General features: G+C 66.8%; 8 protein-coding genes and 2 tRNA genes. 8 read left to right on the top strand and 2 right to left on the bottom strand.

Features of this window, described 5'->3' with window-relative positions:
- Nucleotides 1-344: 344 nt before the first annotated feature.
- A complete protein-coding gene (pgm, locus tag O3669_RS09210; protein WP_371524467.1) occupies nt 345-2021 on the bottom strand; it encodes a phosphoglucomutase (alpha-D-glucose-1,6-bisphosphate-dependent) in 1677 nt (558 codons plus the stop codon).
- A gap of 249 nt (nt 2022-2270) precedes the next feature.
- Here pgm and O3669_RS09205 point away from each other — a divergent pair, with 249 nt between their 5' ends.
- The 3 genes from O3669_RS09205 to O3669_RS09195 all read left to right on the top strand — a co-directional run bounded on the left by O3669_RS09205 (nt 2271) and on the right by O3669_RS09195 (nt 4070).
- Nucleotides 2271-3611 (top strand): AGE family epimerase/isomerase, encoded by a 1341-nt coding sequence (locus tag O3669_RS09205; RefSeq protein ID WP_371524466.1) that lies wholly within the window; start codon nt 2271-2273, stop codon nt 3609-3611.
- 203 nt (nt 3612-3814) lie between these two features.
- Nucleotides 3815-3904 (top strand) — tRNA-Ser (locus tag O3669_RS09200).
- A gap of 76 nt (nt 3905-3980) precedes the next feature.
- Nucleotides 3981-4070: transfer RNA gene (locus tag O3669_RS09195), tRNA-Ser, on the top strand.
- A gap of 927 nt (nt 4071-4997) precedes the next feature.
- Here the strand turns inward: O3669_RS09195 and O3669_RS09190 are convergent.
- On the bottom strand, nt 4998-6476 hold the full coding sequence (locus tag O3669_RS09190) for a L,D-transpeptidase family protein (protein WP_371524465.1): 1479 nt from the start codon (nt 6474-6476) through the stop codon (nt 4998-5000).
- A gap of 239 nt (nt 6477-6715) precedes the next feature.
- Between O3669_RS09190 and O3669_RS09185 the strand changes: the two genes are divergently transcribed.
- From O3669_RS09185 to O3669_RS09165, 5 genes are read left to right on the top strand one after another with little or no spacing between them, the layout of a single operon-like run.
- Nucleotides 6716-7132, top strand: a complete 417-nt coding sequence (locus tag O3669_RS09185) for a DUF4418 family protein (protein ID WP_295967850.1) — start codon at nt 6716-6718, stop codon at nt 7130-7132.
- Nucleotides 7133-7142: 10 nt separating this feature from the next.
- Complete coding sequence (locus tag O3669_RS09180; RefSeq protein ID WP_371524464.1) at nt 7143-8021, top strand: DUF6273 domain-containing protein; 879 nt, start codon at nt 7143-7145, stop codon at nt 8019-8021.
- Nucleotides 8018-9208 carry an FtsX-like permease family protein gene (locus tag O3669_RS09175; RefSeq protein WP_371524463.1) on the top strand — a complete coding sequence of 397 codons (1191 nt, stop codon included), beginning with the start codon at nt 8018-8020 and terminating at the stop codon, nt 9206-9208. The genes O3669_RS09180 and O3669_RS09175 overlap by 4 nt, the downstream gene beginning before the upstream one ends.
- A 21-nt stretch (nt 9209-9229) precedes the next feature.
- Complete coding sequence (locus tag O3669_RS09170; protein WP_371524462.1) at nt 9230-10438, top strand: ABC transporter permease; 1209 nt, start codon at nt 9230-9232, stop codon at nt 10436-10438.
- A 1-nt stretch (nt 10439) separates the two neighbouring features.
- Nucleotides 10440-11123 (top strand): ABC transporter ATP-binding protein, encoded by a 684-nt coding sequence (locus tag O3669_RS09165; protein WP_371524461.1) that lies wholly within the window; start codon nt 10440-10442, stop codon nt 11121-11123.
- The last annotated feature ends 264 nt before the right edge of the window (nt 11124-11387 follow it).

Genomic DNA, 11387 nt, shown 5'->3' with positions numbered 1-11387 from the left:
AACTGGGCCCAGCAGATAGCACGAAACCCCCAACCCACAGGGAAGGGGGTTTGCAGGACGTGGTATCAGTCTGCCGCCGCGAAGGCTTTTTGTCCTTGGGCACTTGATCACCGGGTTTCGCGGTCATCATCTAACAGCTCGCGCTGCCAAGTATCCGTTTCAGCCCTTGTCCTACCCGTCAGTTTAACAGGCCGTGTATGCTCGCGCCTCGTCGCGCTTCCGCTGTGATCACGTGGGCCGTGGCGTGACCATTAGCGATGGCTTCGGCGCGACATGACAACGGGGGCGGCGCTCGCATGAGCGCCGCCCCCTCAACCCGCCTCAGGCGGGCCTTGTCAACGTGTTCAGCCGTTCAGGGCGTCGGACACGACCTGCTTGGCGGCCTCCTGGACCTCGGCCAGGTGCTCGGCACCCTTGAAGGACTCCGCGTAGATCTTGTACACGTCCTCGGTGCCCGACGGGCGAGCCGCGAACCACGCGGACTCTGTCGTCACCTTCAGGCCGCCGATGGGCGCATCGTTACCGGGCGCGCGCACCAGCTTCGCGACGATCGGATCCCCGGCCAGCTCGGTCGCGGTCACGTCGTCCGCGGACAGGGCCGCGAGCTTCGCCTTCTCCTCGCGGGAGGCAGCCGCGTCGATACGAGCGTACGCGGAAGCGCCGAAGCGCTCCACCTGCTCCCTATGCAGCTGCGACGGGGTCTTGCCAGTCACGGCCAGGATCTCCGAGGCGAGCAGCGCCAGGATGATGCCGTCCTTATCGGTCGACCACACGGTGCCGTCCTTGCGCAGGAACGAGGCTCCCGCACTCTCCTCGCCGCCGAAACCGACGGTGCCGGACAGCAGGCCGGGCACGAAGTACTTGAAGCCCACGGGCACCTCGATCAGCTTGCGGCCCATGGCGGCCACGACGCGGTCAATGAGTGCGGAAGACACCAGGGTCTTACCCACGGCCGCATCCTCGCTCCACCCGGGACGGTGCGTGAACAGGTACTCGATGGCCACAGCCAGGAAGTGGTTCGGGTTCATCAGGCCGTCGGGGGTGACGATGCCGTGGCGATCCGAATCCGCGTCGTTGCCGGTCGCGATGTCGTAGGGGGTGTTGCCCTCGGCGTCGGGGGTCATGGCCTGACGCAGAGACGCCATCGCGTAGGGTGAGGAGCAGTCCATGCGGATCTTGCCGTCCCAGTCCAGCGTCATGAACGGCCACGCCGGGTCCACCTCGGGGTTGACGACCGTCAGATCCAGGCTGTAACGCTCGCCGATGGCCGCCCAGTAGTCGATGGACGCGCCGCCCAGCGGGTCGGCGCCGATGCGCACGCCCGCGTTGCGGATCGCCTCAATGTCGACAACCTGGTCCAGCTGCGAGACGTAGAACTCCAGGTAATCGAAGGGCTTGATGTTCGGGTCGTGCAGCAGCTCGGAGCCGGTGACGCGCGGAACGTCCTTCCACTCGCCCGAATCCAGCAGCTCGTTCGCGCGCGCCGCGATCCAACCGGTCGCGTCCGTGTCAGCGGGGCCGCCGTGAGGCGGGTTGTACTTGAAGCCGCCGTCGCGCGGCGGGTTGTGGCTGGGGGTCACGACGATGCCGTCGGCCAGGCCGTCGCCCTCGGTGCGCAGATTCGCCGGCGCGCCGTTCGCGCCCAGGATCGCGACAGACACGGCGGGGGTCGGCGTGTAGGAGCCGCGCGAGTCAATGCGCGTGTCGATGCCGGCGGCCGCGAGGACCTCCAGGGCGGTACGCCACGCGGGCTCGCTCAGGGCGTGCGTGTCACGGCCGATGAACAGCGGTCCGTTGATACCCTGCGACGCGCGGTACTCGATGATCGCCGCGGTGATGGCGATGATGTGCGCCTCGTTGAACTTAGCGTCCAGCGAGGCGCCGCGGTGGCCCGACGTTCCGAACGCGACGCGCTGTCCCACGTCGGTCGGGTCAGGGACGATGTCGTAGTAGGCGGAGATGACATCGTCGACGTTGATGAGGTCTTCTGGAAGGGCACGTGTGCCAGCTCGATCATGCATAGGGACAGTGTTGCACGTAACCTCCACTTCTGCGTAGGTCCGTCCACGGCGTGAAACAGCTCATTACTGTTCCTGGTACGAGGCCGTGGCTTCGCGGGCGCAAAACCGCAGGTCAGCGCATATTGCGCCCCGGCCTCGTCCCCGATTGAGGAGCGCGTGGATGGACGTATTCCCAAATGAGGGAGGGAGCGACTATCCTATGAGAGGTCGGTCACCGCAGACCGTGGCTGTTTTGGCAGGAGGAACATCGTGGGATGGTTTGATTCCATCGAACATAACCGTTGGCTGAGCACCAACATGCAGGCGCTCATTGAAGAGGCCGAGGGGTCCATCGTGGCCACCGGCTTCGCGCACCTGGACGCAGACGGCAAACCGGACCTGACCAGGTCCATCGACCTGGCCGTCACGGGACGCATGGCGTACATCTTCTCCCTGGGTGCCCTCATGGGCCTGCCCGGCACCCGCCGCTACGCCGACCACGCTGTCAAGTCGCTGACCGAGTACTTCACCGACCCCGTCAACGGCGGCATGTGGTACCAGATCAAGCCTGAACCCGACGGGGATGGCCACGGCGTCCCCTGGGATGAGGCCTCCCGCGTGAAGTCCCAGTACCACACCGTCTACGCCCTGCTCGGCGTGGCCGCCGCGACCGTCGCCAACCGGCCCGGCGCCCACGAGCTCCTCGAGACCATGCTCCAGGAGCAGAAGGACTACTGGATCGACGACTACGGTCTCGTGTGGGATCAGTACGACGAGGCCTTCACCGAGCCTGAGCCCGTCCACGCCCTGGGCACTCTCATCCACACGATCGAGGCCTACATGGCCGCCGCCGAGGCCACGACCGAGCCCGAGTGGCTGGATCGCGCCGAAAAGATGGCGGCTTTCGCCCACAAGGTGGCCTCCAAGAACAACTGGCGCCTGCCCGAGTACTACAACGAGGAGTGGGAGCCCAGCCTCGAGGCCGGCAAGCTGTGCAACGACGGGCGCCGCTACCACGAGGGCTACGTCACCGGTCACTCCATGCAGCTCGCGCGTTTCGCTCTTCAGGTGCGCGCCGGCCTGCGCTCGATGGGCTGGGCCGTCCCCGACTACCTGCTCGAGCTCGGCACCGAACTCTTCGAGCGCGCACGCGTTGACGGCTGGCGTCGCATCGACGGCGCCCCCGGCTTCTCGACCGGCGTTGATGACAACGGTGATCCTGTGCCCGGCGAGGACGAGCATCAGCAGTGGGTCGTGTGTGAGGGCGTGTGCGCGACCGTCGCCGTGCGCCGAGCCATGCTCGACGACGGGCATCGCATCGACGAGGTCGAGCACTTCGAGCACTGCTACCGGTCCTTCATTGACTACATCCACGACTACCTGATCACCCAGCCCGGTCGCTGGATTCGCCGCCTCGGTCCTCACAATGAGAGCGTCCAGCCCGCCAAGTCCTCGCGCTGGGATGTGTACCACGCGATCCAGGCGATGCTCGCGATCCGCGTGCCGCTGTGGCCGCCGACGGCGCCCGCGCTTTCGCGCGGCCTCCTCGACCATCCCGAGGAGCCGGCGCCCGACAAGAAGTCCTGGAACTTCTTCGGCCTGCGAGGCTGATAGCTGCGATTGGGATCGGACCCGGGGCGTGTGCACCCCGGGTCCGCCTCTTTGTTCGCGCTGCGCGGTAAGCGCTGGAGCGATCCCGCAGATGTGGTGCGCGCCCGCCCCAACCTCTCCCTCTGGCGCAGGGTGGGCGGTGCCTGTGCCCGTACCGTCGGCTTCGCGTGTGTGAGTCTGTTCCTGTAGGATGAGGCAGGTCTGGAGGGCTGTCTGAGTGGCCGAAAGAGACGGTCTTGAAAACCGTTGTGTCAGCAATGGCACCGGGGGTTCGAATCCCTCGCCCTCCGCCATGTCGACAGGTTCTCGGGCGTGTGCGGCGGGTGCGGTTCGCGTTCGCGGCAAAAATGTCCTAGAGTAGTCGGCACTGGAGACGTCGCATAGTCCGGTCGAGTGCGCCTCCCTGCTAAGGAGGTAGGGGTGCATAGCCCCTCGCGGGTTCAAATCCCGCCGTCTCCGCTCCCAGCCCCGGGATTCCGTAGAAATCCCGGGGCTTCGTCGTTGTCTGTTCCGGGCGCGGGATCTGGGTTATAGGACACTACGTGTTGCTGGAAGGGTGACTTTGTGTTGCTGGGAGCGTGACTTTTCGGCTTTGTCGCGCGGGAAAGTCACTTTTTAGTTGGTCGTGTTTGCCTCGTTCCTGTCAATACTGCATTGTGCCCTGTGTATGGATTCTGTGTGCCTGGCTTCTGGGTGCGGGGTGCCGCTTCCTGCGGAGCCCGTCGTCCGGGCAGGTCCGGTCAGGTCTTGTGGGTGGTTGCTGAACAATGTCGCACGTAATTCCCTTCTGACTATTTCAACATTTGAATTCATGTCGTTGGAATTGCAACGATTTCAGGGGCTCTCGAAAACTGACCGAGGGAAATTACGTGCGACTTTTGTGTGGTGACCGCTCTCTGGCCCCTGAGGGGTGGGAGGCTGGTGTGCGCGTGGGCCCTTTTACTGGTCGCGTTAACCCGTTCCTGCGCAGCTGGGCCCGATAGGTGGCAGTGTGGGCGGCCTGCCTGGGCTACCACCTGTGGGGTTAACCTGCGCATGAAGGGGCCCAAGCAGCCACCTGTCCGGCCGATGGTGCCACCCCTGGAGCCAATGAGGCTACCCCTGAACTGAGCACATCCGTCCGCCGCTCCTGGAACTGACCACCGACCCACACGTGATGTCCTATAACACCAGGTGTCCGCAGTCAGGTGCCCGTCGCTTGCGGATAGGAAGCGAGCACGCGGATAGCTTATGAACATACGGATAGCCTCACAACCTATCCGCGAGGGCGCAACCTATCCGCGAGGGTGCAACCTATCCGTGAAGGTGCAACCTATCCGCGAGGGCGTAACCTATCCGCGAAGGCGTAACCTATCCGCAAGCGCCTAACCTATCCGCAAGCGCCGCTCAGTAGATCGTCACGTAGGTGCCCGAGGGGATCGTGTCGTGCAGCCACTTGGCGTCCGAGTAGCGCAGGCGCACGCATCCGTGGGACACGTGCCCGCCGAGGGTCCCGTCCAGTACCGACATGGTGCCCTCGTGGTAGAGAATCGAGTGGAACAGGTAGTCGCCGTGGAACTGCGTCCACCAGTAGGCGGTGTACCCGTGCCCGAAGGAGTGGCCGCGGTTCTTGATGGAGAAGGTGCCGGTGACGGTCGGGGTGGAGGGTTTTCCGACGGAGCAGGGCATGTCGGTCAGTGGCTGCCATGAGCCGGCCGCCCAGTAGAACGTCATGCAGTGCGGGGCGTTCGTGTCGACGACGATCAGGTAGTTCGTGGGGCTGTACAGGGTCTTCGCGTAGTTCCAGTCGGCCTCGAAGCTGGCGCGCCCGGACACCCAGAAGCCGCTCCACCGGTCGAAGTAGTTCCAGCTGCCGTCGACCATCGCCCAGGAGGTCGCCATCGCGCCCCCGGAGTTCGGGTCGAGGTAGTACCAGTTCGCGCCCTCCTGGAGCCATCCGGTGGCCATGGCACCCGAGGATCGCAGGTAGTACCAGGAGCCGTCGCGCAGCCATCCGGTGGCCATTGCGCCGGACGAGTCCGCGTAGTACCAGCTGCCGCCCGTCTGGAACCAGCCGGTGGCCATCGCGCCGGAGTCGCCCAGGTAGTACCAGGCTCCGGCCCAGACCCACGCGGCTTCGCTCATAGCGCCGGAAGCGTCGAAGTGGTACCAGGTGCCGGCGATTGTGGTCCATCCGGTGGCCATCATGCCGCCGCGGTCGGGGTCGAGGTAGTACCAAGCGCCGTCGGAGACCTGCCATCCGGTGGTCATGGCCCCGGAGTCGGTCAGCAGGTACCAGGCCGCGCCGTCGCGGTACCAGCCGGTGCGCACGCCGTTCTCGGTCGACGCGTACCAGACGCCGTCGGACCCACGGTACCAGCCACGGGGCACGAAGCCGTCGGCATTGAAGGCGTAGCGCACGCCGCCGACGTCAAAGACGCCGTCCTTGAGCCAGGTTCCGTCCGAACTCTCGTAGCGCCAGCCCTCGGTATGGCGCACCCACTGGGAGGTGACGGGTGCTGGGGGTTCGGGTTCGGCGGGATTATCCGGCGCGGGTTCGGCGGGGTCACCCGGTTCGGGCTGCGCCGGGTCGGGCGTCGGGGGAGCATCGTCCGACGAGGCCGGGGTGGCCTCGGGCGTCGTGGAGGCTGTCCGGTCGGGGGTGGCTTCGGGCGAGGCGGGGGGTGCCTCGGGCGTGGCTGGTGCGGTGGGTGTGCTCGCACCCGACTGTGCGCCTGATTGTGGGCCGGATTGGGCGGCGGCTGGCGTTGCGGCGTCTGCGTCGACGTCGGTGGCAGCGGCTGATAGGGGGAAGAGGCCAACGCAGGCGAGCGTGGCTACCGATGCTCCGATGCATCGGATGAAGCGGATGCGGATCCTATTCATAATGGCACCTCACTGGTGGGGATGACTCAATCTTAGGCGTCCAGTGGCGGGATGAGTGGCACGTTGGCGGTGGCATTGCGCCGGAGGAATAGGCCGTGCACACGCCGGGCAGGGGCGTGCCCTGCGCGGGCGTGCTGGTACGGAGAAGCGCCTGAAGGCGTTGTGTCCCTGCGTAAATTAGGCTTATGATACTTTTATAAAGCTCGTCAACACTTGTTCGTCTCGAAGGAATTATCTCCGTGTCAAAGAAGGACATCATTATTCCCCTCGTGCCCGCGGCGCTCAGTGCTGCGCTCCTCGCCGGCGGGGTCACCGTGTTCTCCGCTTGCGAGCCCAGGCCGGACGGCACCTGGATGCACTGTCACCAGTGCCAGAACTCGGTGGCCGCCAGTGCGGCGGGCCTCGTCGTGTTCTTCGGAACCGCCGCGTTCGTCAAGAACAAGGGCGTGCGCCTGGCCCTCCAGGCCCTGTCGCTGATCGGCGCGATCGTCGTCTTCTTCATCCCCGGCGTCATCTGCCCGCTGTGCATGATGAAGACGATGCGCTGCCACACGGTGTTCCAGCCCTTCGTGCGCATCATGAGCGTCCTCGTTGCCGGTGGCGGCGTCGCCGCCCTGGTTCACACGCTCAAGAAGGACCGGGCCTCCCAGGCCTGATGTCGAGGCGGTGACACGCGCGCGCCTGACCCAGGCAACCATCAGGAGGGGAGCCGTCGCACTCGCGGCGGTTCTCCTCGTGTTGTCCGCGGCCTTCCTGGGCTACAACCATCACCGCGGCTCGCGTTACGCCGAGGCGGTCCGACTGGTCGAGGCCGGGGATACGACGGCGGCCTACGAGATCTTCACGGGTCTGGCGGGTTACTCGGACGCGAAGGAGCGCGCGGCGGGCCTCGTCGAGAAGGACCCGGCGCTGCCCTACCGCAAGGCTGCCAAGGGGGACCTGGTGACCTTCGGGTCCTTCGAACAGGATGGCGATGAGCTCAACGGCCCCGAGCCGATCCAGTGGATCGTCCTGGAGCGCTTCGGCGACAGGCTGCTGGTCCTGAGCGCCGATGTGTTGGACGGGCGCCAGTACAACCACGTGCCCTTCCAGGACGTGACGTGGGCGGACTCGGACCTGCGCGCGTGGATGAACGGCGACTTCTTCGATGCCGCGTTCACGCCCGCCCAGCAGGGGATCATCCCCTCGGTCCTCAACGACAACGCGGACCAGTCCATCACCGGCGCTGCGGGCGGCGCGCCCACGCAGGATCGCGTCTTTGCGCTAAGCGAGCAAGAGAGCGTCATCTACCTGAGTACCTCTGCCGCCCGCTCCGACATCGGCGCGGCACCCGCCAGCCAGGCCGCGGCCTCGGGCACCCTGTCCGTCAGTGAGGAGGGGACGGCCGACTGGTGGCTGCGTTCGCCGGGCACCTACCCCTTCGCCGCGCAATACGTCGACGCCGCGGGCACCCCGCTCCCCAGCGGCGCGAACGTCGACGTGCTCTACGGGGTGCGCCCGGCCCTGTGGATCGATTGCGCCGAGGCCGGCGGAGGCGGGCAATGACCCGGGCGTTCGCGCTGCGCCTCGTTCCCCTCAAGAACCTGCGCGCACACCCGGTGCGCGCCGCGATCATCCTCATTCTCGCGCTCGCCCAGGCTGCATGCATCTTCGGCGGGCTCGTCGCCCTCGACGGGATGCGCGCCGAGCTCAGCCTTGCCCAGCGCAGGCTTGGCGCCGACCTCGTCGTCTACCCGACGTCCTGCCTGAACAAGGTCGACAAAAAGAGCGTGACGATGCTGGGCACGCCCGCGCTGTGCGACCAGCCCAGATCGGCCCTGTCGCGCATGGGCGACAACGAGGACATCGCAGCCGTCTCCTACCAGCTCACCATCGCCGACCAGACGCACGGCGACGATCCCCTGTGGGTCGTCGGCTACGACCCAGCGACCGACTTTGTGATCTCCCCGTGGATCGCCGAGGGCGAGGGAGTATCGCCCCAGGCGGGCACCGTCGCCGTGGGTTCCGCCGTCCCCCTCACGGACGCCGGCGACGTCACCATTTTCGGGCGCCAGTGGCCGGTGGGCGCTCACCTGGAGGCCACCGGCACCAGCCTGGATGCAGCCGTCTTCGTCTCCATGGACACCCTCAGCCAGGTCATCGCCGCCTCGACCCAGGCCGGCGTGGACACCTACGCCTCCCTGAACCCCGCCGAGGACTACACGGTCGCCCTCGTGCGCGTGGCTAACCCGGCAGATGTCCAGGCCGTGACAGAGTGGATCAACCTCTACGTGCGCAAAGTCAGCGCCGTACGATCCGACCTGACCGTGGCCACCACGGCCTCGGACATCCGGGCTCACCGAGCGGTCGTCCTCGGCGTCCTCGGCGCCGCCTGGCTGGTCCTGCTGGCCGCCCTCATGCTCGCCCAGCTGACCCTCATGAACGAACGCCGCCACGAGATCTACGTGTGGCGCTCGATCGGCGCCTCGCGGCGCGTCATCGCCCGCGTCCTGACGGCCGAATCCCTGCTCGTCCACGTCGTCGGCGCGCTCGCGGGTGTCCTCGTCGGTGCCTGCGTGCTGCCCCTGGTCGGCGACGCGCCCGCGCTGGCGGCACTGGCCTCGCCGGGCCGGTCCGTGCCCCTTGCCGCGCTCACCGTCGCCCTGCTGGTGGGCGCGGGGGTCGTGGGAACTCGCCTCGCCCTCGCGCGCGTCTCCCGCGGCGCCCAGGGTAATAAGCTGGCCCCCATCTAGGGCTTCAACAGGAGGAACAACATGTATTCGCTCGCGCGACTCCCGTGGATGAACCTGCGCGGATATCCGGTGCGCACGGGGACCCTCATGCTGTTCTCGGCGCTCATGACGATGGTCATGTTCGGCGGAACCATGCTCGTCTCGGGCATCGACCGAGGCCTGCGCACCGTCGAGTCGCGCCTGGGGGCCGACATCATGGTGACCCCCGAGCAGGCCGACGCCGACTTCGACGCGCAGACCTTCCTGGTGAGCACCGAGCCATCCTACTTCTACATGGACGAGGCCATCCGCGACCAGGTGGCCGCCGTCGACGGCGTGGAGGCCGCCTCCGCCCAGCTGTTCCTCGCCACCGCCCGGGCCTCGTGCTGCGCGGGCCGCTACCAGGTCATCGCCTTTGACCCTGCCACCGACTTCACCGTCCAGCCGTGGATCGCCGACACGCTCGGGGAGGCGGGCCTCGGCGAGATGGATGTGATCGTCGGCGCGAACGTGGGCGTGGCCAACCCGGAGAACTTCTCGCTCTTTGGCAACAAGCTGCGCGTCGTCGCCCAATTCGAGCCCACCGGATCGAGCCTGGATAACGCCGTGTACGCCAACTTTGACACCGCTCGGATCCTCATTGACTCGTCGCTGGACAAGGGGCTCAACAAGTACACGACCCTGGATACGGGCCACATCATTTCCTCGGTCATGGTCAGGGTCGCGCCCGGCGTGGACGCCGACGCGGTGGCGGCCGAGATCCAGGCGCGCGTGCCCGGTGTGTCCGTGGCGACGTCGACGACGATGGTCAGCGGGATCGCCCGATCGCTCGAGACTACGTCCCGCACGATCACCGCGCTGATCGCCCTCGTGTGGGGCGTGGGCTTGGCGATGGTCACCCTCGTTTTCGTCATGATGATCGTCGAGCGTAGGCGCGAGTTTGGCACGCTCGTCGCGGTCGGTGCCCACAAGGGCCTGGTCTCGCGCATCGTTCTGTCCGAGGCCGTGGTGGTCAACGCGGTCGGCGCGGGCGCCGGGATCATCGTGTCGGGCGTCCTCATCGTGTCCTTCTCGGGCCTCGTGCGGCAGACCATTGGGCTGGGCTTCCTGGTCCCCTCCATCCCCGTCATCGCGGGGCTGGCGGTGGGGACCGTGGCCGCCATGGGCCTCGTCGCCCTCGTATCATCGTGGATAGCTCTGCGCGCCCTGAACATGAAGGACGCCAGTGCCCTACTCAAGGAAGGCGAGTGACATGCTCATTGAAGCGACCTCCCTCACCAAGGATTTCCCCCGCGGCCGTCGGGGAACCCGCCTCTTCACGGCCGTTCACCCGCTCGACATCGCGCTGGAGGCGGGGCAGCTGACCGTGATCACCGGGCACTCGGGTAGCGGCAAGAGCACGCTGCTGTCCATGCTTGCTGGGATGCTCCCGCCCACCGCGGGCACCGTGTCCGTGGGCGGCGAGGACCTGTACGCGATGCGTGACGAGGAGCGCTCGCGCCTGCGCAATGAGCGCATCGGCCTGATCCCGCAGGGGCACACGGCGCTGCGCAGCCTGAGCGTCCTCGAGAATGTCCTGTTGCCCTCCGTGCTCTACGCGAAGGGCGAGCCGCCGCGCGAGCGCGCCGAGGAACTGCTGGACCGCGTGGGCCTGGGTGACTTGGCGCAGGCCCGGCCCAATGAGCTGTCGGGCGGCGAGCTGCGCCGCGTCGCCGTGGCCCGCGCGCTCCTCATGACCCCGAGCGTCGTCCTGGCCGATGAGCCGACCGCCGGCCTGGACGCGCGTAACGCGACCGACGTTCTGTGCCTCCTGCGTGAGGCGGCCGACGGGGGAGCGGGGGTCCTCATCGTGACCCACGAGCCCGAGGCACGCCGCTACGCGGACCGCACATTCGCGATGGACGCGGGGCGTCTGACCTGCGAGGATGCGTCCTAGCGGGGGACGAGGCCGGGGCGGGGGCGCGCGCCCCTCGCGCCGTCTGGGTGCGCCCGCAGATAATCAACCCAACGATCGGTCAAGGGCATCGATAGAGGGGCGACGTCGTGTGCTCAGCCGACAACATCCCCGCATGTGAGTTGTAACACTCAAATCGTGGTGGATTGTCCCTCCGGTTTCGGCACTAGTGGTCATTATTTGCGCGCTCGGTGGCCGACGTTTCCATGATTATTTGATAAATAGGTGCGGGCTGGCGTTTTTCGG

It is taken from the genome of Pauljensenia sp. 20925_1_34 (assembly GCF_041432775.1).
Lineage (GTDB): Bacteria > Actinomycetota > Actinomycetes > Actinomycetales > Actinomycetaceae > Pauljensenia.
This window is presented reverse-complemented; position numbering and strand designations above follow the sequence as displayed.

What these genes read in the sequence shown, in the direction of transcription:
- O3669_RS09165 (WP_371524461.1), top strand. Translation starts at nt 10,440, where the DNA reads ATGCTCATTGAAGCGACCTCCCTCACCAAGGATTTCCCCCGCGGCCGT.
- pgm (WP_371524467.1), bottom strand. Translation starts at nt 2,021, where the DNA reads ATGCATGATCGAGCTGGCACACGTGCCCTTCCAGAAGACCTCATCAAC.
- O3669_RS09175 (WP_371524463.1), top strand. Translation starts at nt 8,018, where the DNA reads ATGACCCGGGCGTTCGCGCTGCGCCTCGTTCCCCTCAAGAACCTGCGC.
- O3669_RS09190 (WP_371524465.1), bottom strand. Translation starts at nt 6,476, where the DNA reads ATGAATAGGATCCGCATCCGCTTCATCCGATGCATCGGAGCATCGGTA.
- O3669_RS09170 (WP_371524462.1), top strand. Translation starts at nt 9,230, where the DNA reads ATGTATTCGCTCGCGCGACTCCCGTGGATGAACCTGCGCGGATATCCG.